Source organism: Phaeobacter sp. JH204B (assembly GCF_048055755.1).
GTDB classification, from domain to species: Bacteria; Pseudomonadota; Alphaproteobacteria; order Rhodobacterales; family Rhodobacteraceae; genus Phaeobacter; species Phaeobacter bryozoorum.
Genome location: NZ_JAYMXF010000026.1, coordinates 78,749 through 102,610 on the forward strand (window position 1 = coordinate 78,749; position 23,862 = coordinate 102,610).

General features: G+C 63.2%; 28 protein-coding genes. 13 read left to right on the forward strand and 15 right to left on the reverse strand.

Features of this window, described 5'->3' with window-relative positions; all coding sequences use genetic code 11:
- Window positions 1-1,260, forward strand: a complete 1,260-nt coding sequence (locus VXL81_RS14425; RefSeq protein ID WP_416554835.1) for a DUF1501 domain-containing protein — start codon at window positions 1-3, stop codon at window positions 1,258-1,260.
- Window positions 1,261-1,545: 285 nt separating this feature from the next.
- Here the strand turns inward: VXL81_RS14425 and VXL81_RS14430 are convergent, their stop codons facing one another.
- Window positions 1,546-1,686 carry a hypothetical protein gene (locus VXL81_RS14430; RefSeq protein WP_340546200.1) on the reverse strand — a complete coding sequence of 47 codons (141 nt, stop codon included), beginning with the start codon at window positions 1,684-1,686 and terminating at the stop codon, window positions 1,546-1,548.
- A 1-nt stretch (window position 1,687) separates the two neighbouring features.
- Window positions 1,688-2,407: a response regulator gene (locus VXL81_RS14435; RefSeq protein ID WP_416554837.1), complete on the reverse strand. Its 720-nt coding sequence runs from the start codon at window positions 2,405-2,407 to the stop codon at window positions 1,688-1,690.
- A gap of 222 nt (window positions 2,408-2,629) precedes the next feature.
- On the opposite strand from VXL81_RS14435, the gene mce reads away from it, so the two are divergent.
- Together mce and VXL81_RS14445 are read left to right on the forward strand one after the other, a co-directional pair.
- On the forward strand, window positions 2,630-3,034 hold the full coding sequence (gene mce / locus VXL81_RS14440; RefSeq protein ID WP_340546198.1) for a methylmalonyl-CoA epimerase: 405 nt from the start codon (window positions 2,630-2,632) through the stop codon (window positions 3,032-3,034).
- 57 nt (window positions 3,035-3,091) lie between these two features.
- Entirely contained in the window at window positions 3,092-3,367 is a 276-nt protein-coding gene (locus tag VXL81_RS14445; RefSeq protein ID WP_340546197.1) for a DUF1467 family protein, read from the forward strand.
- Window positions 3,368-3,465: 98 nt separating this feature from the next.
- Here the strand turns inward: VXL81_RS14445 and VXL81_RS14450 are convergent, their stop codons facing one another.
- Both VXL81_RS14450 and VXL81_RS14455 read right to left on the reverse strand, forming a co-directional pair.
- Window positions 3,466-4,170, reverse strand: a complete 705-nt coding sequence (locus VXL81_RS14450) for an EI24 domain-containing protein (protein ID WP_340546196.1) — start codon at window positions 4,168-4,170, stop codon at window positions 3,466-3,468.
- Window positions 4,167-4,745: a nitroreductase family protein gene (locus tag VXL81_RS14455; protein ID WP_340546195.1), complete on the reverse strand. Its 579-nt coding sequence runs from the start codon at window positions 4,743-4,745 to the stop codon at window positions 4,167-4,169. Before VXL81_RS14455 ends, VXL81_RS14450 begins: the two co-directional genes overlap by 4 nt.
- Window positions 4,746-4,956: 211 nt before the next feature.
- Here VXL81_RS14455 and VXL81_RS14460 point away from each other — a divergent pair, with 211 nt between their 5' ends.
- Window positions 4,957-5,253: a DUF167 domain-containing protein gene (locus tag VXL81_RS14460; protein WP_416555042.1), complete on the forward strand. Its 297-nt coding sequence runs from the start codon at window positions 4,957-4,959 to the stop codon at window positions 5,251-5,253.
- A gap of 64 nt (window positions 5,254-5,317) precedes the next feature.
- Here the strand turns inward: VXL81_RS14460 and VXL81_RS14465 are convergent, their stop codons facing one another.
- A complete protein-coding gene (locus VXL81_RS14465; RefSeq protein WP_340546194.1) occupies window positions 5,318-5,572 on the reverse strand; it encodes a hypothetical protein in 255 nt (84 codons plus the stop codon).
- Window positions 5,573-5,721: 149 nt separating this feature from the next.
- On the opposite strand from VXL81_RS14465, the gene VXL81_RS14470 reads away from it, so the two are divergent.
- The 4 genes from VXL81_RS14470 to VXL81_RS14485 all read left to right on the forward strand — a co-directional run bounded on the left by VXL81_RS14470 (window position 5,722) and on the right by VXL81_RS14485 (window position 7,472).
- Window positions 5,722-6,447: a M48 family metalloprotease gene (locus tag VXL81_RS14470; protein WP_416554839.1), complete on the forward strand. Its 726-nt coding sequence runs from the start codon at window positions 5,722-5,724 to the stop codon at window positions 6,445-6,447.
- Window positions 6,444-6,830 (forward strand): YigZ family protein, encoded by a 387-nt coding sequence (locus VXL81_RS14475; protein WP_340546192.1) that lies wholly within the window; start codon window positions 6,444-6,446, stop codon window positions 6,828-6,830. Before VXL81_RS14470 ends, VXL81_RS14475 begins: the two co-directional genes overlap by 4 nt.
- Before the next feature lie 95 nt (window positions 6,831-6,925).
- Entirely contained in the window at window positions 6,926-7,219 is a 294-nt protein-coding gene (locus tag VXL81_RS14480) for a DUF6455 family protein (RefSeq protein WP_340546191.1), read from the forward strand.
- A gap of 1 nt (window position 7,220) precedes the next feature.
- Window positions 7,221-7,472 (forward strand): DUF6455 family protein, encoded by a 252-nt coding sequence (locus VXL81_RS14485; RefSeq protein WP_416554841.1) that lies wholly within the window; start codon window positions 7,221-7,223, stop codon window positions 7,470-7,472.
- Window positions 7,473-7,482: 10 nt separating this feature from the next.
- Here the strand turns inward: VXL81_RS14485 and VXL81_RS14490 are convergent, their stop codons facing one another.
- The 3 genes from VXL81_RS14490 to rimO form a co-directional block, all read right to left on the reverse strand.
- Window positions 7,483-7,866 carry a thiol-disulfide oxidoreductase DCC family protein gene (locus tag VXL81_RS14490; RefSeq protein ID WP_340546189.1) on the reverse strand — a complete coding sequence of 128 codons (384 nt, stop codon included), beginning with the start codon at window positions 7,864-7,866 and terminating at the stop codon, window positions 7,483-7,485.
- 341 nt (window positions 7,867-8,207) lie between these two features.
- Window positions 8,208-8,918 (reverse strand): hypothetical protein, encoded by a 711-nt coding sequence (locus VXL81_RS14495; protein WP_416541288.1) that lies wholly within the window; start codon window positions 8,916-8,918, stop codon window positions 8,208-8,210.
- The gene (gene rimO, locus VXL81_RS14500) at window positions 8,900-10,318 is read right to left on the reverse strand and encodes a 30S ribosomal protein S12 methylthiotransferase RimO (protein ID WP_416554843.1); all 1,419 of its coding nucleotides are present in this window, start codon (window positions 10,316-10,318) and stop codon (window positions 8,900-8,902) included. The genes VXL81_RS14495 and rimO overlap by 19 nt, the downstream gene beginning before the upstream one ends.
- A gap of 379 nt (window positions 10,319-10,697) precedes the next feature.
- On the opposite strand from rimO, the gene VXL81_RS14505 reads away from it, so the two are divergent.
- Complete coding sequence (locus VXL81_RS14505) at window positions 10,698-12,650, forward strand: AsmA family protein (RefSeq protein WP_416554845.1); 1,953 nt, start codon at window positions 10,698-10,700, stop codon at window positions 12,648-12,650.
- A 94-nt stretch (window positions 12,651-12,744) separates the two neighbouring features.
- Here VXL81_RS14505 and VXL81_RS14510 read toward each other — a convergent pair whose 3' ends face one another.
- From VXL81_RS14510 to VXL81_RS14525, 4 genes are read right to left on the reverse strand one after another with little or no spacing between them, the layout of a single operon-like run.
- Window positions 12,745-14,241, reverse strand: coding sequence for a phosphomannomutase/phosphoglucomutase (locus VXL81_RS14510; protein WP_416539117.1), 1,497 nt, complete (start codon window positions 14,239-14,241; stop codon window positions 12,745-12,747).
- A gap of 21 nt (window positions 14,242-14,262) precedes the next feature.
- A complete protein-coding gene (gene kdsA / locus VXL81_RS14515) occupies window positions 14,263-15,096 on the reverse strand; it encodes a 3-deoxy-8-phosphooctulonate synthase (RefSeq protein WP_340546184.1) in 834 nt (277 codons plus the stop codon).
- Between the two features lie 4 nt (window positions 15,097-15,100).
- Window positions 15,101-16,810 (reverse strand): capsule biosynthesis protein, encoded by a 1,710-nt coding sequence (locus VXL81_RS14520; RefSeq protein WP_416554847.1) that lies wholly within the window; start codon window positions 16,808-16,810, stop codon window positions 15,101-15,103.
- Window positions 16,785-17,447 (reverse strand): ABC transporter ATP-binding protein, encoded by a 663-nt coding sequence (locus tag VXL81_RS14525; RefSeq protein ID WP_340546182.1) that lies wholly within the window; start codon window positions 17,445-17,447, stop codon window positions 16,785-16,787. The genes VXL81_RS14520 and VXL81_RS14525 overlap by 26 nt, the downstream gene beginning before the upstream one ends.
- Window positions 17,448-17,733: 286 nt before the next feature.
- On the opposite strand from VXL81_RS14525, the gene VXL81_RS14530 reads away from it, so the two are divergent.
- Both VXL81_RS14530 and VXL81_RS14535 read left to right on the forward strand, forming a co-directional pair.
- On the forward strand, window positions 17,734-18,327 hold the full coding sequence (locus VXL81_RS14530) for a uracil-DNA glycosylase family protein (protein WP_340546181.1): 594 nt from the start codon (window positions 17,734-17,736) through the stop codon (window positions 18,325-18,327).
- On the forward strand, window positions 18,324-19,121 hold the full coding sequence (locus VXL81_RS14535; RefSeq protein WP_340546180.1) for an SseB family protein: 798 nt from the start codon (window positions 18,324-18,326) through the stop codon (window positions 19,119-19,121). The genes VXL81_RS14530 and VXL81_RS14535 overlap by 4 nt, the downstream gene beginning before the upstream one ends.
- Window positions 19,122-19,227: 106 nt before the next feature.
- On the opposite strand, the gene yghU is transcribed toward VXL81_RS14535, so the two are convergent.
- Window positions 19,228-20,109, reverse strand: a complete 882-nt coding sequence (gene yghU / locus VXL81_RS14540) for a glutathione-dependent disulfide-bond oxidoreductase (protein ID WP_340546179.1) — start codon at window positions 20,107-20,109, stop codon at window positions 19,228-19,230.
- A 348-nt stretch (window positions 20,110-20,457) separates the two neighbouring features.
- On the opposite strand from yghU, the gene VXL81_RS14545 reads away from it, so the two are divergent.
- The gene (locus tag VXL81_RS14545) at window positions 20,458-20,976 is read left to right on the forward strand and encodes a YHS domain-containing (seleno)protein (RefSeq protein WP_340546178.1); all 519 of its coding nucleotides are present in this window, start codon (window positions 20,458-20,460) and stop codon (window positions 20,974-20,976) included.
- A 164-nt stretch (window positions 20,977-21,140) separates the two neighbouring features.
- On the opposite strand, the gene VXL81_RS14550 is transcribed toward VXL81_RS14545, so the two are convergent.
- On the reverse strand, window positions 21,141-21,749 hold the full coding sequence (locus VXL81_RS14550; RefSeq protein ID WP_340546177.1) for a GcrA family cell cycle regulator: 609 nt from the start codon (window positions 21,747-21,749) through the stop codon (window positions 21,141-21,143).
- 293 nt (window positions 21,750-22,042) lie between these two features.
- On the opposite strand from VXL81_RS14550, the gene VXL81_RS14555 reads away from it, so the two are divergent.
- Window positions 22,043-22,903, forward strand: coding sequence for an ABC transporter permease (locus tag VXL81_RS14555; RefSeq protein ID WP_416554849.1), 861 nt, complete (start codon window positions 22,043-22,045; stop codon window positions 22,901-22,903).
- Here VXL81_RS14555 and VXL81_RS14560 read toward each other — a convergent pair.
- The gene (locus VXL81_RS14560; RefSeq protein ID WP_416554851.1) at window positions 22,885-23,817 is read right to left on the reverse strand and encodes a DMT family transporter; all 933 of its coding nucleotides are present in this window, start codon (window positions 23,815-23,817) and stop codon (window positions 22,885-22,887) included. The two genes, VXL81_RS14555 and VXL81_RS14560, sit on opposite strands and share 19 nt — an antisense overlap.
- Window positions 23,818-23,862 lie beyond the last annotated feature (45 nt).

A 23,862-nucleotide genomic window follows, 5' to 3' on the forward strand; every position in this document is an offset into this window, starting at 1 on the left:
ATGACCAAGACACCGCGTCATGGGTTCACTGGCCCATCCCGCCCCTCTGGCCTGACCCGGCGCGGTTTCCTCGCCCGCTCCGGTCTGATTGGCTGTTCGCTGGCGGCAAGCCCGCTGCTGACCCCCGTGAGCTTTGCTGCGGCCCCCTGGAACAGCCGACTGGTGGTGATCATCCTGCGCGGCGGCATGGATGCCATCGATGTGGTCCAGCCCTATGGTGATCCGGCCTATGCCGGCCTGCGGTCGAGCCTCAGGGGAGGGCCGCAAAATGGCGGGCTCGATCTGGATGGCTATTTTTCCCTGCATCCGGGACTTGCCCCCTTGATGCCGTTGTGGCGGGCGGAGCAGCTCGGGTTTATTCACGCGGTATCAACGCCTTATCGCGACAAGCGCAGCCATTTTGACGGTCAGGATCTGCTGGAAGCCGGGACGCCGGGCCTGCACCAGCGCCGCGACGGATGGCTGAACCGGCTGTTGCAGATCACGCCCGGTGTCGAGGCGCGCACCGCCTTTGCCATCGGGCAGGGGGAAATGAAACTGTTGCAGGGCGCGGCCCCGGTGTCCGACTGGTCGCCGGATGCGGAAATGGCTCTCAGCCCGCAGGCCGAACGTCTGGCCGGTCTGATGATGGAGCAGGATCCGCTGTTTCATGCCGCTCTGGCAGAGGCGCTCGACCTTGCCGACAGCGCACCCATGGATGCGGACGGCGCCGGGAGCGCAGAGGCAACGGGAAGCATGGGGCAGGCCAAGGCACGATCCCGACCGCATCAGCGGATTGCCAGCTATGCGGCCCAGCAGCTGCGCGGTGACAGCCGGATTGCGGCTTTCTCGATCAACGGCTGGGATACGCACAACCGTCAGACCGGCGCGCTCACACGGGCGCTGGGGCGCCTGTCCGATACCATTCTGACACTGTACCGCGATCTTGGGCCGGGGATCTGGGACAAAACCGCAGTGGTGGCGATGACCGAATTTGGCCGCACCGTGCGCGAGAACGGGACCAGCGGCACCGATCACGGAACCGGCGGTGCGATGGTGCTGGCCGGTGGCGCGATCCGGGGTGGCCGGGTTCACGGGTTGTGGCCGGGTCTTGAGGAGGCAGCGCTGTTTGATCGCCGTGATCTGATGCCCACTGGCGATGTGCGGGCCCATATGGGCTGGATCATGCGCGGTATGATCGGCACCGACGCCCAGCAGATTGCAGATGTGGTTTTTCCCGGCGTCGAGCTGGGCGCTGAGCCGGGGGTGCTGCGGCGCTGACGGGGATGCGCTGACCGCTGCGGCGGCTTGCGGCTCCGCCACTGGGCCGCCAGTCAGCGGTTAATGGGAGAGGGGCCGAGAGTGTGTCGGCTCGCGCGATCTGTCGCCTTGCGCCGCTATGTGGGTGCTGCGCATTTGCCGACCGCGATAGCGACCGTGCGATCTGTCATCCAATAGACTGACCGGGCTACCTGTCAGCAAGGATGCTCGCCCAACGATCTGTCAGCAAGGGGGCGGACGGGGTGACCTGTCAGCCAGGATCAGGTGATCCCGTGGCGCGGCAGATCAGCGGTCGCTGCGATCAAGGATGACCAGCGATCCCAATGTCCGGTCGCGGTTACGGCGGATTTCACGGGCCGAGAACCGCGCCTGAAGATATAGGACAATGCCCAAAGTGGTTGAGGCGATGAGAACGATTTCGATCATCTCAGATGGCGACTTTCTGTTTCAGACGTTCCTGAACCAGCCCGGCGACACGGGCGGCAATGGCGGCAACAGGGCGTCCGCTGCTGCGGGCATCGGCCAGATCTGCGGCGGCTCCTGCCAGATGTGAGTCGCCAACGCTGCGGGCCACACCACCAAGGAACTGCGCAACATAGTCCAATGTCTGCCCTTCCTCAGCTTCGTTCAGCACCTCTGCGGCATGGGACATGTCATCCTGAAAGGCGAGGAGATCCGGCTCGATCACCTCATCGGTCAGCTGGTTGGGGCCGGAGAGCTGGCGTTCGGCGGGCAGGCGCGACAGGATCGCGGATTGGAATGCGGCGAGCGATGTGATCGGTTTTGCCAGAAACCCATCGGCCCCGGCGTCCATCGCCATCGCCTCACCTGATTCATCACCGGAGATCCCGAGGATCACGCCGACACGCGGCGAGGCCTCCGCCATGGAGCGGATCAGATCGGCGCCCGACCCATCAGGCAGGCCGAGATCGGCAATAACGACCGAGGGGCGGTAGACCTTCAGATGCCGGTGGGCGGATTTCAGACAATCGGCCCGGCGGATCCGCGCACCGCTGCGCAGGCACAGCAGACGCATCGCCTCGCAGGCGTATCGACTGTCTTCCACCACAAGAATGGTCAGCCCCAACAAAGGTCGTTTGGTGGTGGGCAGGCGGTGGGCAGCAGCAAACAGTTCCGAATCGTCCATGACTAAGGCTCCTGACTGGATACGACTCAACGCTAGGGAAACGGGGCTAACAGCTGGTTAACATCCAGGTCGCAGCCTAAGGTTGAATGGAATTACCGCGCAAAAATCGACGCAACGAAGCGTTATTGCAGGAAATATTCTGCCGCGCGGATTGGCGCACTTGTCCGCAGGCCATGGCTCTTTGATAAGTCTTGGCAATCAGTTCACTCAGGAGACCGCACCATGATTGGCCGCCTCAACCACGTCGCAATTGCCGTACCGGACCTTGATGCCGCCTCGGCACAGTATCGCAACACCCTCGGCGCCAAGGTCGGCGCACCCCAGGATGAGCCCGATCACGGCGTCACCGTCGTGTTCATCGAACTGCCCAATACCAAGATCGAGCTGCTCTACCCTCTGGGCGACACTTCTCCCATTGCGGGGTTTCTGGAAAAGAACCCGGCCGGGGGCATTCACCACATCTGCTACGAGGTGGATGATATCCTGGCGGCCCGCGACCGGCTCAAGGCCGAAGGCGCGCGGGTGCTTGGATCGGGCGAACCCAAGATCGGCGCCCATGGCAAACCGGTTCTTTTCCTGCATCCGAAGGATTTCAACGGCTGCCTGGTGGAATTGGAACAGGTTTGACGCTATCTGCCCCCTAACCCTCCGCAGTGGGGCGGGGGTCTCAGAAGGACAGCTATCATGGGTGTGACATCCGGTTTGGTTCTCTATGCGGTGATCTGGTTCATGACGTTCCTGATCGTGATCCCGATCCGCATTCAGACGCAGGGCGACCTAGGCGAGATCGTGCCCGGCACCCACGCCGGTGCGCCCGAGCATCACTATCTGAAGCAGAAGGCCGTGATCACCACCATTGCCGCTGCCGTCATCTGGGCGATCGTTGCGACGATCATCCTTAGCGGCTGGATCACGGTGAATGATTTTGACTGGTTCGACCGGCTGCCGGATCCCGAATAACCCGGCGCAGCATATCTTTGGCATTACAACAGGCGGGCAGGGGTCCGCCTGTTTTATGTTTGTCCTCCGGTTTGCCGCCCCGGTTTGCTCCGCGCGGCTCAGCCTGCCGACAGTTCGTGCCGGGTCAGCCGATGGAAGAGATGGGTGAAGGTCGCCGCCCCGATGATCGGGATAAGCAGGTTCACCAGCGGAATCGACAGCGGCATGGCCATCAGCACACCGGCGATCCAGACCGCGCCCAGATGCTTGCGCCGCAGCCGTTTGGCTTCCGGCAGGCCAATGCGGCGCGCCGCGGCGAGGGTGAAATACTCCCGCCCCAGAAGGAACCCGTTCAGCCCCCAGAAGATAAACAGCGCAAAGGGGGCAAGCATCACGTAAAGCACCAGCGCCAGCACATTGGCGACGACAAGAACGCCGAGAAAATTGATGGTATCGCGCACGCCATCCCAGAACGGTGTCTTGGTTGCCGGTGGCAGACCGGGATAGTGGCGATCTTCTACCGCCTGTGCGACCTCATCCAGAAACATCGAGGTAATCGCCGAGGCCACGGGCACCATCAGGAACGCCGACAGCACCAGCATCAGCAGCAGCGAGGTGATCGAAAGAAGATCATCGACCCAGGTGACCGGGCCGATCAGCGGTAGCGTCGCATCCGGGCCGACCAGCCATTGGATCAATGCCAGAAACGCCGCATAGGCCAGCACCAGCAGCGCGACGGTCAGGCCAATGCCCAGAAACAGAACCCGGCGAAAGCGGGGGTCGCCGATCTGGCTCAGCGCCTTTGAGAAATCTGTCAGAATCATTGGTCCATCCAGGTGGTCAGCGCCGCCAGATCAGGGCGGGGGCGGTCGGGCGGCGTGTTGGTTTCGGTGGCGATATGGATCAGGCCCGCAATCCGCTCATGCGACTGCAGGCCAAAGGCTTCGGCGCAGAACTCGGGATCATGGCTGGCCCAGCCTGACAGCCAGTTGGCGCCCCAGCCGGCCGCAAGAGCCGCGTTCAACAGCGCCAGGCAGACGGCCCCGGCGGAGTAGGTCTGCTCGATGGGCGGGATCTTCGGGCTGGCCTTCTGGATCTCCACCACGGCGACCGCCAGTTGCCCCAGTTCAAACTGGCTGCGGCCCTTGGCAATATCCTCGGCCGATTTGCCCAGTCGTTCGCCCGCCTTGCCGGTCAGCTCTGCCAGCCGCGCCATCGCGGGTTTCTCGATCACGATGAAACGCCAGGGCTCCAGCTTGCCGTGATCGGGCGTGCGTGCGGCTGCGGTCAACAGCGGCATCAGCGCCTCGCGGCTTGGGGCCGGGGCCACCAGCGTCTTGGCCGGGCGGGAACGGCGCGACAACAGAAACGCCAGGGCAGCATCATTGCGAGGGGGCATATGTGAAACCTTTTTACATCTATCGCCCCATGTCGGCAGGGCGGCGCGGGATTTCAAGGGGGATCCGAGAATTTGGCAGAGCTGGCCTGCCCGGAGCGGGGACAGGCACGGACCGCAGCCGGATCCAAACATGAGGTGTGAGGCAGGAAATATCCCGGTCGTAGCGCCAAAGTCTATGGATTTTGCCCGCAATCCGCGCGATCACCCCGCTATGGGCAAGCCAAAGCAGAAAGACCTCCCCGATCTCAGCCATCTGGCCATCGCCGGGGCAGAGATTGCGGTCCGCGTCACGCCAAAAGCGTCGCGCAACGCCGTTGTCCGTGCCGGGGCGGAGAGCTGCGGGCAGGCGGGTGTGCTCAAGATCACGGTGACGGCAGCGCCCGCGAACGGCAAGGCCACGGCTGCGGTGCAGCTGCTGCTGGCCCGCGCGATGGGTATTGCCCCCTCGCAGCTGACACTGCTGCGCGGCGCGACCTCTCGGGAGAAGGTCTTTGCCTACCGCCCCTGAGGTCTCCGGGGCGGGGCCTGCGCCGCCAACCATGGGGCCAGCCCTCACCAGCTCCTGATGGATCTCAGCCCTTTGCCTCGGGTTCATCATCGCGGGCAAAGCGATAGACCCCCTCAGGCAGATCCAGCGCCGCTGCAAGATCGCGGACCTGATTGTGCGACAGGGTGATTGTCTGAACCCGGTCGGTGCGCGGGTCCAGCTGTTCGACCGTGACGCATTCTGTGAAAATATTGATGGAGACATCTTCCATCAGCGGGGTGGCCTCGTCATCGACGAGCGTAACGACGGTGGCGTCGAATTCATGCTCAATGGTAAACATGTCCTCAGCTTGCCACCGGGCCGCCCCCGCTGACAAGGCTTTGTCGCATCACGTGATCTTGCAGCAGATTGCAGCCGCCGGAGCTTCATGCAATTGATCCTCGGTCCGCTGTCGCGATAAGATGGCACAGACAAAGCAAAGGAGATGTCATGCGTCGGGTGTTGCTGTTGATGGGATGTGCCATCACCATGGGTCTTGCGGCCTGTGATGTTGTGGTTGACACCGGGGCTGCGCCCACCGCGCGGCCCTCTGGCGCGCCGGTTCAGGGCCTGTCCCCGGCCGAGGGGCGCAGCGCCTTTGCGGCGGTCACCCGCGTGGTCGAGCCCGTCTCTGAACGGGAATGCCGGGCGCGTGCGCCGGGTCTGAACTGTGATTTCCTGATCCGCATCGACCCCAACCCCAATGCCCCGCCAAATGCCTATCAGAGCCAGGACCGGTCCGGGCGTCCGGTGATCACCTTCACCCAGCGGATGTTGGGGCAGATTGCCAATCGGGATGAGCTGGCCTTTGTAATGTCACATGAGGCCGCCCACCATATTCGCGGCCATCTGGCGCGCAAACGACAAAGCGCGGTGGCAGGCTCGATCCTGCTGGCGGGACTTGCCAGCGTCTCTGGCGCCAGCGCGGCGGATGTGGCCCGCGCCCAGGATCTTGGCGCGGTGGTCGGCGCGCGCACCTATTCGAAGAATTTCGAGCTGGAAGCGGATGAGCTGGGTACCATCATCACCCATAAGGCCGGGTATCGTCCCAGCATCGGGGTGCGCTTCTTCAACCGGCTGCCGGATCCGGGCGATCGCTTTCTGGGCACACATCCGGCCAACCCGGACCGGGTGCGCGTGGTCAATCAGACGATCCAGAAATATAACCTGAATTGAGCGATCTGGACCAAGCCGTCGCCTCGCTGAGGCAGCTGGGCGTCGTGCTGACCGATCGCGGCTCGCGCTATGCGGTCAGCGGAGCGCGGGTCACCAGCCGCGAGCAGATCGACGCCGTTCTGGCGGCGCTGAAATCCGACCGCTCCTATGCCAAGGCGACCCATAACACCTGGGCCGCGCAGCTGCCCACCGGCGCGCTGAAGGCCGATGACGGCGAAAGCGGCGCCGGTATGGTCATCCTGCGCATGATGGAGCGCGAGGGGCTCTGCGATCACCTGATCATCGTCACCCGCTGGTATGGCGGCAAGAAACTGGGCGGCGACCGGTTTCGCCGGGTTCAGGACGCGGTGCGCGCCTATCTCGACCCGGCCAGGAGCAGCTGATCGCCGGGTGCGCGCCCTTTTGACCTGCATCAAATCGCAGTGCGCCGGAGATGGCTAAGCTGCCCTCAGAATGAATGATTTCCGAGGGCGCCGAGATGACCACCTACACCGATCAGAGCCGCAGGGACAACCTGAAGACCCATGCCGATCTTTTCGACAGCATGGCCACAACCGTGGGGCTGGACCTACAGGAAGAAGCCATCTCGGGCCGGTTGAGATTTGACGAGATCGCCGAGGCGGTGCTGCGCTGCACCCGCTGCGGCGGCGTCGGTGCCTGCCGAAATTGGCTGGCGAAGGGGGGCCGCCCAGGCGCCGACGCGCCGGATTTCTGCCGCAACCGCGATCTGCTGGCCTTTCTGAACGATGCGGAGACAGAGCAGGAGCGCTAGGATGCGGCCGCTGGGCGATCCGCTCCATCACCTGCGCCTGATGGCCCGGATGGGGCAGGCTGCGGGGGTTGAGCTGAGCGCTGCGCTGGCCGCAGGCCGGATCCCTCCCGAGGACTGGGCCGCGATGATCACCCGCTGCCGCAGCTGCGACGCGACCCTGCACTGCGAGGCCTTCCTTGCCACCCGCGAGCGATCACAGGCGCCGATGTCCGGCTGCCGCAATGCCGATCAGCTGATGGTGCTGCGCGACTGACGTATCGCAGCTACGACCCGCGACGCTGCCGCAGGCGGTGCCAGCGATAGAGCGTCGGCGCCAGCAGGTGATCATATGCCGCCGATGCAAGCTGGCGCAGACCGGGCAACCCGACGATCCGTGCGACCCAGCGATATCCCGGCATCTGCGCCCAAAGCACCAGAAACGCCGGGATGCCACTCAGCACCTCGCCCCGATGGCGCACATGCAGCCGTCGCGCCGCGCTATCGGCATCCACGCCCCACAGCGCCAGATCCTGCGAGTTCAGATCATCAAACCTAAGCGGCAAATCCCGCCGCTCCGCCAGATTGGCATAATGGCGGATCTCGATACTGCACACCGGACATTCCCCGTTGTAGAGAACCTCCGTGCTGTCATCCTGAGGGGTCGGCATGGTGGGTGCCTCTTTGCTGAACACTGATACCTGACGATATAGCGGCGCCGCGCCGCCGGACGAAGGGCAGATGGTCACAGGCAGCCCAAAAACTCCACGCGCCACAATCCATCCCGGTCCACCCCGTCCAACCAACAACGCGGCAAGGGGTAATGTTGCGGTGTCAGGGCATGGCTGGACGCTTTCCTAGGCTGGTAGCGGTTGGTGGAGAACGTAGCACGGATTTGGCGCGAGGGGGCGAACCCCAAGCCCGCGCAAAGCGCGGGCAGCTCCTGAACCTCCCGTCAAACCGTAGGTTTGCCTCCGGCAAAACGGAGAGGGCGCTTCGCACCCACCTAGGGTCAGGCGCTGGTAGTGACCAAATTCATAAACCCATTCTCGCTAAGCACAGAGAGTGCAAGAGCACTGTGGTGTTTTTCTAAGTCAGTTAAGTGTTCTTGACTAAGATTTCGGTGGTCGAAGGCCACGATCGTAGCTAATCCAGCCATGGCTAGCACGTGGCAATTGACCAGAAGTTCGCAGAAATTACGATTATATTGAGTTTCATATCTATAGGGACGACCGCCGGTGAGGTGGGATAGCCGGTCGTGCGACGTAAGATGGGCAATGCCGGACAACAACCCGTAGATTTTCCCTAATCCGAGATTGCGCAGTGCTTTTATACGTGGGTTTTTGCTATCGATCTGTTTGCCATCAAGGATACCACGCAAGACATCAAGCCCTTCAAGTTCCTGTCGTATTAGCGTCGAAGCGCCCACATACTGGCCATTTGCGATTGCGGCCTCAACCAACGCAAGATTCTGAAACATTGATGCAGCAACTGCGGCGCGGCGGTGCAAGTCTTTGTCGATTTGGAGCAAACAGATATTTTCAGCTCTCTCGAAGACCGAAACGACAGTAGAAAACGCGCAGTCACATGCAAAAGCGAGATCCGGCAGATCAGTTCGCCAGTCAGGCAAATCTGATTGATGAATCTGAAGTACATGCCTATAGTGCTTTGCCTTCTGGAAGAATTCGAAGTCGCGCTCTTTAGTTATATCACTCGTCCCCACAGGTCATACTCCCCGGCCTCGTCCACCTCGACCGTCACAAGATCACCCGCCTGCAACCCCTCGGTCCCCTCGTCAATGAACAGGTTGCCGTCGATCTCCGGTGCGTCGGCCTTGGTGCGGCAGGTGGCGATGCCGTCTTCGTCGATGTCGTCCACGATGACCTGCATCGTCTGGCCGACCTTGGCCGCCAGCTTGGCCTCGGAAATCGCCTGCGCCTTCTCCATGAACCGCTCCCAGCGCTCCTGCTTTACCTCTTCCGGCACATGGTCCGGCAGATCGTTGGAGCGCGCGCCGTCGACGTTTTCGTATTTGAAGCAGCCGACCCGGTCCAGCTGCGCCTCGTCCATCCAGTCCAGAAGGTGCTGGAACTCCGCCTCGGTCTCGCCGGGGAAGCCGACGATGAAGGTGGAGCGCAGGGTGATGTCCGGGCAGGTGGCGCGCCAGGCGGTGATCTCGTCCAGCGTCTTGGCCGCCGCTGCGGGCCGGGCCATGCGGCGCAGCACATCCGGGTGGGCATGCTGGAAGGGGATGTCCAGATAGGGCAAGAGCGCATTCTCAGGGTCCGCCATCAGCGGGATCAGCTCGCGCACATGCGGGTAGGGGTAGACATAGTGCAGCCGCACCCACAGGTCCTCCGCCGGGGCCAGCTTGCCCAGTTCGCGGGAGAGGTCGAGGATATGGCTGCGCACCTCCTGATCCTTCCAGGGATGCGCGGAATACTTGCGGTCGAGGCCGTAGGCGGAAGTGTCCTGCGAAATCACCAGGAGTTCGCGCACTCCGGCCTCCACCAGCTTCTCCGCCTCGCGCAGCACCGCGTGCACCGGGCGCGAGGCCAGCTTGCCGCGCATGTCCGGGATGATGCAGAACTTGCACTTGTGGTTGCAGCCCTCGGAGATCTTCAGATAGCTGAAGTGCCGCGGGGTGAGCCTGACACCGGTTGCGGGCAGCAGATCCACATAAGGGTTCGGGGAGGGCGGAACCGCGGAATGCACCGCGTCCAGCACCTGTTCATACTGATGCGGGCCTGTGACCGCGTGGATGCGCGGGTGATGCTCGCGGATGTAGTCCGGCTCGGCGCCGAGGCAGCCGGTGACGATCACCTTGCCGTTTTCCTTCAGCGCCTCGCCGATCGCCTCCAGGCTTTCCGCCTTGGCGCTGTCGAGGAAGCCGCAGGTGTTGACGATCACCGCGTCCGCGCCCGCGTAGTCGGGCGAGATGCCGTAGCCTTCGGCGCGCAGCCGGGTCAGGATCCGCTCGCTGTCGACCAGCGCCTTTGGGCAGCCAAGCGACACCATGCCGAGGGTCGGCTGGCCGTCACGGGGTTTGTCGCGGAACTGCGGTTCCGGGGCAAGGTCGGGACGGAGGCTGGGCGGGTTGGCTGAACCGGGTGTCTGTGTCATGCGCGCGCATATATCAGGACTGCGGCAGGAGGCAAGGAAAACAGGGGTATTCAGCGTCACCACCTGTGCAGCGGGGCGGTGCAATATCGAGCTTCCTGTGTTGAAGGTGGCAGGCCAGAGCCCGTAACCTGCGGAACAGCCATAGTGATCCCGAGCGCAAGTGAGACGCGAAGAGCGGGCGATTTTGTGCTGTGACCTGTGCTGTCGCCCTCGCGCGTCTGGGCCTGCGCCAGCGGTTCCGGTTGCGATAAACCTCTGATGCAAACATGCAAACCTTTGATGCTGCGCGGGGGCTTCCTGCATTGCACCCCTGCGCGCAGGCGGTAAGCTGCGCAAAACCCCGTGGGGAATACGGGGGCAAGGCAAGAGGAGTGGGGTGATGAGGCTGATAATCCGGGTCATTGCGGCGCTGGTGGTGGCGCTGGTGCTGCTGCTGGCTGGGTTGTTACTGCTGCCAGGGGAGAAGCTGGCCCAGCTGGCGGCAACCCAGATCGAAAAGCAGACCGGCCGCACGGTCACCTTTGGCGGGCGCGTGGGATATACGCTCTGGCCGACGCTGGGAGTGAAGGCAGACCGTGTGGCGCTGTCAAACGCGCCCTGGGCTGGGCCTGAGCCGATGCTGACGGCGGAACGGCTGACCATTGGGGTTGCGGCGGCGGATCTCCTGCGCGGTCAGGTCAGGATCACCGAATTGTCGGCTGTCCTGCCGCAGCTGAACCTCAGCACCCGCGCGGATGGCACCGGCAACTGGGTGCTTGAGCCACTCACATCCGGCGCGGCGGAGACCCCGGCGGCCCCCTCCGGCACGATGGAAAGCCTGCCGATCAGCATCGAGGCGCTGACCCTCACCGGTGCCAGCCTGCGCTACGCCCCCCATGGCGAAACCCCGATTGAGATGAAACAGGTCGACCTGGCGCTGCAATGGCCTGATCCCACGGGCACCGTGATTGCCGATGTGACGCTGCGCCCGGCCGGAGCGCCGGTGCAGATCGCCGCCGAAATCGGCACGTTCGAGGCCTTCCTCGCGGGTCAGGTCGCCTCGGTCGGGGCGTCGCTTAGCGCTGACGATACGGAGCTGCGCTTTGACGGGCGGGCGGATATCAATGGCGCCGCCACCGGGCGGGTGACCGGCAAGAGCACCGATCTGGCGCGCAGCCTTGCGGTGCTTGGTGCGGCAGAGGGGATCGAGACCCCGGCGGTGGACAGCTGGCTCATCGGGTCTGATCTCACCTATACCCCCGACGGGCGGCTGGCGCTGCGGGATCTGACGCTGGAGGTGGATGCCAACAGGCTGCGCGGAGCTGCCGACGTGGTGCTGGGCGATGTGCCGATGGTGACGGCGCGGCTCAGCGGGGATCAGCTGGATCTGTCGGCGCTGCTGCCCTCGGGAGAGGCCGATCTGCCGGCCGCCGCCGCTGCGGGCAATGGTGACGATCCGGTCAGCGATGGCTGGTCGCGCACGCCGATGGACTTCAGCTGGCTCGCCGCGCTCAATGCCGCGATTTCGCTGGAGGTGCAGGGGGTGGAGACCGGATCTGTCCGCCTTGGGCCCAGCTCGCTGGACCTGACCCTTGACCGGTCGCGTGCGGTTCTGAAATTCCAGCCAGCCACGGTCTTTGACGGTCAGTTGCAGGGGCAGCTGGTGGTCAACAATCGCAACGGGCTGTCGGTCGGCGGTAAGCTGGGCTTTCAGGATATCCGGCTGGAACAGGCGCTGGGGCAGACCATGGGCTATGACCGCCTCAATGGTGAGGCGCTGGGCGAGCTGGAATATCTGGGGGTCGGCAATTCGGTGGCAGAGATTATGTTCTCGCTCAGCGGCAAAGGTTGGCTGGAGGTCGGCAAGGGGTTCTTTACCGGCTTCGATCTGGAAGAACTGATGCGCAGCGGCAGCGGCAATGGCGGCAGCACCCTCTTTGACCGGCTGACCGCCAGCTATACGATCGAGGGCGGCAATCTGCTCAATCAGGATCTGCTGTTGAGCCTGCGCGGGTTGCGCGCCGAAGGAGAAGGCCGCATCGGGCTGGGGGCTCGGGATCTGGACTACCTGTTCACCCCGAGCCTGCAACGCGGCGACGGCAGCACCCGTCTGTCGATCCCCGTTGCGATCACCGGTCCCTGGAGCGATCCCAAGATTCGGCCGGATCTGAAACGCGCGCTGGAGCCGGAAATCGACGCGGTGGAACAACAGGCCAAGGATCGCCTGCGCCAAAAGCTGGCCGAAGAGCTGGATACCGAGATCGCGCCGGAACAGGACATCAATGAGGCCATCCGCGACCGGATCGAGAAAGAGGCCAAGGATCAGCTGTTGCGGCTTCTGGGCGGCGATTGATCCAGCCGCCAGATTCGAGTGGCCAGATCCCACAGTGCCGACAAATAAAAACGCCCGCCAATGGCGGGCGTTTTTATCTCAGTTGTCGGAATGATCAAAAGGTCTGATCGTAGTCCCCGACCAGCGGTTCGGTGCGGATGACCGCGTCAATCTCGGCAAAGATCTGGCGCAACTCGGCCTCGCTCTCGCTGCTTTCGCAGACCACAACGAGGTTCGGCGTATTGGAGGATGCCCGCACCAGCCCCCAGGAGCCGTTATCCAGGATCACACGCGCACCGTTCACGGTGACGACTTCCTTGATGGGTCGGTCTGCCAGCGTCTCGCCCGCCTCGGCCTTGGCGACCAGTTTATCCACCAGCCGCTCCAGCACGGTATATTTCTCGGTATCGGCACAATAGGGCGACATGGTCGGCGTCGCCCAGGTCTTGGGCAGTGCTTTCCTCAGATCCGACATGCTCTTGTCGGGGTTGCGATCCATCAGCTTGCAGATCTCGACCGCGACCCGCATGCCGCAGTCATAGCCCCGGCCCACAGGTTCGGCGAGGAAGTAGTGGCCGGATTTTTCGAACCCTGCCAGCGCGCCGATCTCCTTCACCCGGCGTTTCATGTGGCTGTGACCGGTTTTCCAGTAGTCCGCCGTCACGCCATTGGCCTTCAGCTCGGGGTCGGAGGCAAACAGCCCGGTGGATTTCACATCCGCGACAAAGGTCGCATTCGGGTAAATCTTGCTCAGATCCCGCGCCATGATGACGCCGACCTTATCGGCAAAGATCTCCTCGCCCTCATCATCCACCACGCCGCAGCGATCGCCGTCGCCATCAAAGCCAAGCGCCATGTCAGCGCCCGAGGCTTTTACGCTGGCGGACATGTCGTGCAGCATTTCCATCGCTTCAGGATTGGGATTGTAGTTCGGAAAGCTGTAATCCAGCCTGTTATGGCTATCGACCACCTCAACGCCCATGCGCTCAAACAGCTCCGGCGCAAAGGCTGAGGCGGTGCCGTTGCCGGTGGCGCAGACCACCTTCAGCGGGCGAGACATTTTGAAATCCCCGACCAGATCGTCCAGATAGGCCTCTTTTACGCCATCCACAAACTGATAGGAGCCGCCGGGACGGGCTACGCCCTCACCATTCAGGACGATATCGCGCAGCTCACCCATTTCGTCCGGGCCGTGGGTCAGCGGGCGTTCAAAGCCCATCTTGACCCCGGTCCAGCCGTTGGGGTTGTGGCTGGCGGTGACCATGGCCACGGCAGGCACATCCAGATGGAACTGCGCGAAATACGCCATCGGCGACAGCGCCGGGCCGATATCGCGCACCTCGATGCCAGCCTGCATCAGGCCGATGATCAGCGCCTGTTTGATGGCGACGGAATAGTCGCGATAGTCATTGGCCACGGCGATCACCGGCGGGATGCCGCGCTTGTGCATCTGCGTGCCCAGTCCCAGCCCCAGCGCAGTCATGCCGGGCAGGTTGATTTCCTCGGGGTATTTCCAGCGCGCGTCATATTCGCGAAAACCGGTGGGCGTGATCATCGGATCGCGCAGAAAGCTCCAGGTGTTCGGGCGCACCTCGGGGATGGGTTTGGTCATGTCACTCGGCTCTCTTGTCAATCAGATGCGGATGGGATCGGCCTTGGCCAGGGCATCAAAACGCATCAGCGTCTCGATCAGCTTCGGCATCTGGTCGAGGTAGATCATGTTGGGCCCATCGCTGGGCGCGTTATCCGGGTCTTCGTGGGTTTCGATGAACACCGCCGCAATGCCAAGCGATACTGCCGCCCGCGCCATCAGCGGCGCAAATTCGCGCTGCCCACCGGTGGAGCCGCCCTTGCCGCCGGGCTGTTGCACCGAATGGGTGGCGTCCATCACCACCGGGTAGCCGCCCTGCGCCATCTGCGGCAGCGAGCGCATGTCCGCCACCAGCGTGTTATAGCCAAAGGAGGTGCCGCGCTCGGTCAGAAGGATGTTCTCATTGCCGGTGCTTTCCACCTTGGCGACCACATTGGCCATATCCCAGGGCGCCAGAAACTGGCCCTTCTTGATGTTCACGGCCTTGCCGGTCCTGCCTGCGGCCAGCAGCATATCGGTCTGGCGGCACAGAAACGCCGGGATTTGCAGGATATCCACGGCCTCAGCCGCCACCGCGCATTGCGCCTCGGTATGGACATCGGTCAGCACCGGCACATCAAATTCGCGGGCGATGGTCTGAAGCACCTTCAGCCCCTCATCGACGCCCAGCCCGCGTTTGCCGGAGAGCGAGGTCCGGTTGGCCTTGTCGTAGGACGCCTTGAACACATATTGCGCGCCGTATCTGGCGCAGGCCTCTTTCATCTGGCCCGCGATCATGCGGGCATGATCGAGGCTTTCCAGCTGGCAGGGTCCTGCAATCAGGGTCAGCGGGCGGTCATTACCGATGCTGAGATCGGCGACGGAAATATTTTTCATGGCGTTATGACGAAACCTGTTCTCGGAGGATGGACGCAGTAAGCGAGCACATCAGGTAGATACCGGAAAAGATCAGGAATGCCAAAATCGTATTTTCAAATCGGCGGGGATAGGTCGCTTCCTCGCTGGGAACGGGTTCTACCGCCGTGGTGAGATAGCGCACCTGGCGGTTTGCCTCCATGCGGGTCTGTTCAACCTGTTGCAGCGCCGATTGCAGCATCAGATCGCGGGTCGCCAGATCAGCCTGCGCCATCTGGATCTGCACCGTCAGGCTGGCAAGCGAGTTTTCGCCGGCCGAGGCGTCAATCATGCGATCGTTCAGCCGCTGGATCAGGCTGTTCAGCCGCGCGATATCGGCGCGCGCGCCATCCACCTTGGCCTGATTTGGGCGGGTATTGTCCAGCAGGGCCGCCAGCTCCAGCTCCTTTTCCTGGCGCTGAAGTTCAAAGGTGCTGATCTGCGAACGCAGCGACATGATCACGCCTTCGGGGTCCAGCACGGTGCCGCGCTGTTGCAGCCGCACCAGTGTTTCCTGGGCATTGCGGCGTTTTTCTTCGGCCATCTCCAGCGCGGTTTCGGCATCCCCCACCTGATCGGAGCGTTTTTGCACCGACAGCTGGTTCACCTTTTCCTGCGCATAGCTGATCAGCTTGCGCGAAAACTCCGCCGAGATCTGCGGATCGGCTGCGGTGACTTCCATGCGGACCACACCTTCGGTCGGGTCGTAACCGATCTTCACGTGGCGCGAATAGGTCTTATAGGCTTCCTCATTGGTGGGGTTGTCGTTCAGCCGTTGGATCGGATCGATCCACTCTTGGGTGAAATGCGACTTGAATCCGATCTCGCGGTCCAGCCGCAGCATCGCCTCCTTCGATTGCAGATAGCTCTGGACCGCGATCGAATCCTGGCTGGTGGCAAACTGGGTGCCGCTGAGCAACCCGCCAAGACCGCCACCACTGCCTGCGCTGTCAGCCTTGAGCACGAGGAACTCGGATTTCGCGGCATACATCGGTGTTGCGACGCTGTAGAAATAATATCCCGCAAGAAGCGTGGGCAGCATGACGAAAAACGCCAGACGCGCGCCCAGCAGAAGCAACCGGCGGCGACGGCGGCGCGCGATATCGCGCTGAATTTGCTTGATTTCCCGGTTGCGCCGCTCCGCAGGGCTCAGCTCTTGGGCGGGCAGGGATATCTTGCCGACGGGGACTGTCTGCGGCAGTTGCACGCCGCCCGGGGCAGGCGGGCTGCCCGTCGGCTGGGCCTTGTTGGGCTGGACCACAAGCTCCAGCATATTGGCGCGCTGGAACGGATCGATGCCCTTTAGTCGCAGCTGGCGGACCGCGTCGAAATCAGAGGTGGCGGCCAGGTTGTTCTTCTGGGCGATGCGGCGCGCCAGTCGCAATTGACGGCCGGTCAGCCCTTCCTTGCGGATGTCATCCAGATTGGTGGACGGCTTGCCGGGCTTCGCGTTGCCGGATTGCGCGGCGGCGGGTTCCTTGATGATGACAGGCTCATCTGCGGCTGTCGGTTTGACCGTAGCGCTATCCGCTGCTGCACTCGCCGTACTCGCCGCGCTTGCTACACTCGCAGACAGGGCGCCAGCGCCAGCCTGAGCGGCGCCCGGTGGCGGCACGGGGCGCGCGGCGGCAGGCTGCGCTGCCGTGGTGCCGCTCCGGCGGACGCGGAATTTACTCGCCTTGGGTTTGGTAGTCATAGAGCTGTTTCGCTTCTTCCAAGGTTTCAAACATATGCAACTGGCCATCAACCAGAACAGCCGCAGAGCGGACGAATTTCTCCAGCGTCTTGGGCTGGTGCGACACCATGATGATGGTGGTGGTTTCCAGCCGCTCCTGCAGGATGGCGCCGGCCTTCTTGTTGAACTCCACATCCGTGGTGCTGGGCATCCCCTCGTCGATGAGGAAGATATCAAAATCCAGCGCCAGCATCAGTGCAAAACTGAACCGCGCCCGCATCCCGGAGGAATAGGTGCCGACCGGTTGGTCGAAATATTCCCCCAGACCGCAGAGCCAGCGGCAGTAGGCCTCAACATAATCGGGATCCAGCCCGTAGAGATTGGCGATATAGCGGGCATTGGCCATCGCCGAGAGGCGGTTGATAACGCCACCCATGAAGCCGAGGGGGAAGGAAATCCGGCAGCCCCGGCGGATATCGCCCTCGTCGGGTTTTTCCAGCCCCGCCATCATATTGATCAATGTGGTCTTGCCGGTGCCATTCGGCGCCAGCACCCCCATGGATTTACCAAGTTCAACGCGAAAGGACACCCGGTCAAGGATCACCTTGCGCTGGGTGCCGGTCCAGAAGGACTTGCTCACGTTTTCAAACTCAAGCATCGCGGGTTCCGGTGCTGCTCTCGGCCCCGTTCGGGGTCTCTGATCCTCATCATGCGCCAGGCGGATCCCGGCGGCCTTATGACTGCACTAACAGATTTGTGTTAACGACATAGGCTGCTATTTGGACCATATTATGTCCAATTGTTACGGGTTTTGGCAACGCTCCCTTAACCAAGTGACGGGGCTTTGATCGGAAGATGGCGGTCGATGCCGGATGACAGAGGCCCTGGACGCCGGTTACGCGGGGCGAAAAACGGGGCCTGAGGCGTGGATGGCAGGGTCAGATATGACGACAATTGATCAGCTGCGACAGGAGATTCGCGCCTGCCGCCTTTGTGCTGCACGTTTTGCCGCCACCAGCACCAGACACAGCCCGCGTCCGGTCGCCTGGTTCGACAGCGCCGCCCGCATCCTGATCGCAGGTCAGGCGCCCGGCGCGCGGGTCCATGACAGCGGCCGCCCCTTCACCGATCCTTCCGGGGATCGCCTGCGTGAGTGGCTGGGTCTGAGTGAGGCGCAATTCTACGACCAGTCGCTGGTGGCCATTGTGCCCATGGCCTTTTGTTTTCCGGGTTATTCGCCGAAGAAAGCCGACCTGCCGCCGCCTGCCATCTGTCGCAATACCTGGCACGACCGGGTGATGACCAGCCTGCCCAATATCGGCCTGCGTGTGCTGGTCGGGGCCTATGCCCACAGCTATCACCTGGGTGGCAAACAGCCGGTTCAGGCGCGGGTGGAGAGCTGGCGGGACCACGCGCCGCAGGACTTCCCCTTGCCACATCCGTCCTGGCGCAATACCGCATGGCTGAAACGCAATCCCTGGTTCGAGACCGATCTGCTGCCGGTCCTGCGCGCCCGGGTTCAGGAGCTGATAACATGACCGAAGCCACCCCTCTGGACACCAGCCATGCCGCGATGCTGGCCGCGCCGCAGGATGACGCGGCCCGCCTGCGGTTCTACGAACGGCTGGCTGATAGCGAGCTGTTCCTGATGCTGGCCCGCGAGGCAGAGGGCGACAGTATCGCGCCCGAGCTGTTCGAGACGGAGGAGGGGACCTTTGCGCTGGTTTTTGACCGCGAGGACCGGCTCGCGGAATTCGCCGGTCGCATCGTGCCCTATGCTGCGCTGTCGGGGCGGGTTGTGGTGCAGATGCTGGCAGGGCAGGGCGCAGGCGCAAACATCGGCCTTGGCGTTAACCTGGATGTGGCACCTTCGGCAATCCTGATCCCGGCCGAGGCGGTGGCCTGGCTGCATGAGACGCTCGGCCAGATGCCTGCCGAGGTTGACGCCGAAATCGAGGCGATCACCGCCCCCGGAGGCCTGCCGGAAGTGCTGGTCACCGCGCTGGACACCAAGCTGGCCACCGCCGTTGGGCTGGCTCAGGCCGCCTATCTGGTCGGGCTGAACTATCGCGGCGGCGGGCAGGGGCATCTGCTGGGCTTTGTCGATGCCAGGGACGCCGCGCAGCCCGCGCTGGCCAAGGCGGTCGGAGAGGCGCTGACCTTCTCCGGGGTTGAGGCGGGTGCGCTGGATGTGGGTTTCTTTGCCAGCAGCGATGCGATGGCGGCGCGGCTGGCGCAGGTGGGACTGCGGTTCGATCTGCCGCAACCGGCAGAACCGAAACTGCCCTCTGCCCCCGGACGGGATCCTGAAAATCCGCCCCGGCTCAGCTAGGGCGGCAGGTCTGCGGGTCTCAAACAGAAACATCGCGGCCCGGTTAGGCGCCGCGATGTCCAGTGTCTTCTGCAATGGTGGTAGGCGGGGCCGTCCCCGCCCGCGGTCAGCTGTCGGCCTCTGCCGGTTCCAGTTTGTCCTGCGTCTTGGTGTCGAAATCCGACGCATCATGGCGTTCGCGCAGCTGGGTGTGCAGCTCGCCAAAGGCACGGTTCACCATGCGGCCACGGGACACGGCCGGACGCGCATCGATCTCCTTGGCCCAGCGGAGCACATGGGTATAGCTTTCCACATCCAGGAATTCCGCTGCCTCATAAAGCCGCCCGAGCACCAGCTGACCATACCAGGCCCAGATCGCCATATCGGCGATGGTGTAATCCTCACCGGCGATGAAACGGGTCTCGGCCAGCTGGCGGTCCAGCACATCCAGCTGACGCTTGGCCTCCATCGAGAAGCGATTGATCGGGTATTCGTATTTTTCCGGTGCATAGGCGTAGAAATGGCCAAAGCCGCCGCCGAGATACGGCGCGCTGCCCATCTGCCAGAACAGCCAGTTCATCACCTCGGCGCGCGCGGCCCCGGACTTTGGCAGGAAGGCATCGAATTTTTCCGCCAGATGCACCAGGATCGAGCCGGATTCAAACACCCGCACCGGCGTGTCGCCGCTACGATCCATCAGCGCCGGGATCTTCGAATTGGGGTTCACCTCGACAAAGCCGGACCCGAACTGATCGCCTTCGCCGATATTGATCAGCCAGGCGTCATATTCAGCCCCCTTGTGACCTGCGGCCAGCAGCTCCTCCAGCATCACCGTGACCTTCACCCCATTGGGCGTGGCCAGCGAATAAAGCTGATAGGGGTGTTTCCCGACCGGCAGCTCCTTGTCGTGGGTGGCACCGGCGATCGGGCGGTTGATCGAGGCAAAGCGGCCACCGCTCTCCTGGTCCCAGGTCCAGACTTTCGGTGGGGTATAGGTTGTGTCACTCATCTGTTGGCCTTGTTATGAAAGGGTTTTTGAATGGATCAGGTGATGGTGGCGCAGCGTCCCCCAGCAGGGGGGCCGCGCCGTATCCTGCAACAGATAATCAGGTCGCGCAAAATTCCAATGACTGGAAGGTCTGTGGCATACACTTTTTCTTGACCGGGGAGGGCTGCGGCCTGCCAGTTGTAACAAATCCCCGCGTCAGATCACGGCGGCTCCGCACTGGACACAGGGACGTGAGCCCCCCTTCGCATCGCCTGCGATCTCTGGCTAGTGTCTGAACAGCCCGGCCCGGATGGTCGGCGTTCCGCTTCTGTCGGGTCCGATGGCTCGCGCCTTTGAAAAGGATAGTCTATGAAACGCATTCTCTTTGCCGCCCTGGCCGCTGCCTCCTTTGGTCTGCCTGCCTTTGCCGGGGATCAATATGTCGACAACACCGGCTTTGCCGTTTCGGGCTACGATGTGGTGGCCTATCGTGATCTGGCGCAGAACCCTGTCGGCAACGCCCAGCCCGCAGCGGTGCCCGGCAATGCCGCCTTCACGGCTGAGCATAACGGCGCCACCTTCGCCTTCTCCAGCGCCGAGAACCGCGATAAATTTGCTGCCAACCCCGAGTATTACGCGCCGCAATATGATGGCCACTGTGCCTATGGCGTTTCCAAGGGCGGCAAGGTTCCGGGCAACCCGAACCTCTGGCGCATCGTGGATGACAAACTCTATCTCAACATCACCAAGAACGTCGTCGGCTTCTGGGAAGCGGATATTCCCGGCAACATCAACCTCGCCGAGGGCAACTGGCCCGAAATCGAACCCGCCGATGCCTCCAAGAGCGTGATCCCCAACTTCACATCCTCGGCGCCGGAGAAAGGCTGATCTGATCCGATCTGATCGCCCGCCTGCGGGCGCGGGGGGGGAGGGGCCTCGAACCGCTCCCCCCAAGCATGAAAACAGCGCCCCGGAGACATCCTGGGCGCTGTTTTACATCACACGACCTGCCGCTCAGACCCAAGGCCAGCTGGCAGGTGGTTTCAGGCGGTTCAGCGTTTGCGGTCGCGGCGCGCGCTCATCGGCTGGAAGGCCACGCCAACATGCGCTTCGCAATAGGGTTTGCCCTGCTGGACCGGCAGGCCACAGAACCAGAAATCTTCGGTCGCGGGGTCACCTACGGGCCATTTGCAAGTCCGCTCGGTCAGCTCCATCAGCGACAGCTTCTTGGCCTTCTTCTCGATCTCATTGACCTTGGCCAGCGCTTCTGGGCTGATCTCATTGGCCGAGGGCTGCGGCGGCAGTGGCTGTCCGGCCGGGATGATCTGACGGCGCGCAGGCGTCGCGCTCCGGGCGTCGCCGGTGGCCGCAGGCTCGGGCGTTACCGGGCGGGCCGGTTCGGTCTTGGGCTGCGGCTTGGGCTTGGCCGGAGCCGCAGCAGCGGCGGCTGGCGCTGGCTTTGGCGCGGCGGCGGGCTTTTCCTTGGGCTCGGCTGCCGGTTTGGCCGTACCGCTGTTGCGGTTGGACAGTCCCAGGCGATGCACCTTGCCAATCACGGCGTTGCGTGTCACGCCGCCGAGTTCCTTGGCGATCTGGCTTGCAGATTGCCCTTCGCCCCACATTTTCTTGAGCAGTTCGACGCGCTCGTCTGTCCAGGACATCTGTTGCCTTTCCAAGCTAAAAGCGGCCCCAGGAACCTGCGGCCGCCATCGAATTCCGTAACAAGCCCCTATTCTAATCACTGCGCCCCGAGTTACAAGAGCGTCTTGCGCTTGTCAGGGGTCTGCCGGGCCATCTGCGGCGACAAGCCTATCCATCAGGCTCGACGATCAGCCCCGGCAAAGGGCGCAGCACGGGTTGACGCGCGCCTGCGACCGGTTACGAAGGCCGTGACCACCCCCGAGGTCGCCGGACCGGTGGGGGATTGGCCCGCACAGAGTGAAAGAGGTCGGACATGGCACAGGATACACCGCAGACCCCGGCAGGGGCCGCAGCACAGGCAGAGTCACCTGTCTCACCGGGTATCGCCCTCGGAGAACGCCGGTTCGGGCGGGTGAACTGGCTTGGCCTGCGCACCCTGGCACGGCGCGAGGTTACCCGGTTTCTGGTGGTCTGGACCCAGACCCTGCTGGCGCCAATGGTCACTGCCGCGCTGTTCCTGATGATCTTCAACATTGCCATCGGGCCGGGGCGGGGCGATGTGATGGGCGTGCCCTTCATCGTATTTCTGGCGCCCGGCATCATGATGATGACGGTGATCCAAAATGCCTTTGCCAATACCTCCTCCTCCATCGTGATCACCAAGGTGCAGGGCAATATCGTCGACACGCTGATGCCGCCGCTGTCCGGGGTTGAAATCCTGCTGGGCTATCTGGCCGGCGCGGTCGCGCGGGGCGTTCTGGTGGCCCTCGGCATCGGCACTGGCCTCATGCTGGTGCTTGGCGTGGTGCCGGAACACCCTTTGGTGGCGCTGCTCTTTGTGGTGCTGGGCGCGGTATTCCTCGGTGGGCTTGGCATTGTTGCCGGGGTCTTCGCCGAGAAGTTCGACCAGATGGCAGCGATCACCAATTTCATCGTGACGCCGCTCGCCTTTCTCTCCGGCACGTTCTACTCGGTGCAGTCGCTGCCACCAGTGCTGCGGCTGCTGTCGCATCTCAATCCGGTGTTCTACCTGATCGACGGCGTGCGATTCGGCGTGATCGGCACCTCCGACAGTTCGCCGGTGCTCGGGCTTGTGGTCTGCAGCCTCGCAAGCCTCGCCATCGGCACATTGGCCTGGCTGATGCTGCGCAGCGGTTACCGGCTGAAATCCTGATCCGCCTGCGCGCCCGGATCCACGTGCAGGGTCGGGGGGCGCTGTCGTCCCTCGCGCCAGGCCAGTAGCGCCGCGCCTGCCAGAATGATGACCGCCCCCAGCACGGTGACCGCATCCGGGACCACCGCAAACACCGCAAGATCATAGAGCGTGGCAAAGATCAGCGTCGCATAGCTGAAAGGCGCCACAAATGACGCATCCGCCCGCGCGATCCCGTTGATGAAACAGCCCTGAGCGCAGGCCATCATACAGCCGAGCGCCGCCATCAGCGCCCATTGCTCTGCCGCGGGAGGCTGCCAGACCGCGACCACCGCGCTACAGGCAATCACCGTGCCCAGAAGATTGTTGACCCACAGGATCTGCAACGGCCACTCGCGCCCGGCCAGCCGCTTGATAAAGATCAGCTCCAGCCCCATCATCGCAGCCGCCGCCAGCGCCAGCAGGCTGGCGGGCTGAAAACTCGCCGGGGTCGGGCGCAGCAGGATCATCGCGCCCACTAGCGCAATCGCCGCCGCCGCCCATCGCCAGGGACCAACCCGCTCTCCCAGCAGCGGAATCGCCAGCAGCATCGCAAAGACCGGGTTCAAAAAGGTGATCGCGGTGGCATCCGCCAGCGGGATATAGGCCACCGAGGCAAACATCAGCGTCACCCCCATCCAGCCAAAGCTGGTGCGCCCGAGATGCAGCCCCCAATGCGGGCGGGTGAACCGGGGTCGCCGCAGCGCGACCACGGTCGTGATCGCCAGAAACGCAAAGGCAAAGCGCCCGAAACTGATCTGAAGCGGATGCAGCGGCATACCCGATGCCTCGGTACCCAAAGCCTTTGCGATCAGGGTGGTGCCTGCGATGAAAACTGTGGCCACCAGGATGAAGACGGCGGCAAGAGCGGGATTGGGCGATATGGTCCGGTGCATGGGCCAGCGATGCGCCAGCGGTGCCGCCTTGGCAAGCCAAAACGG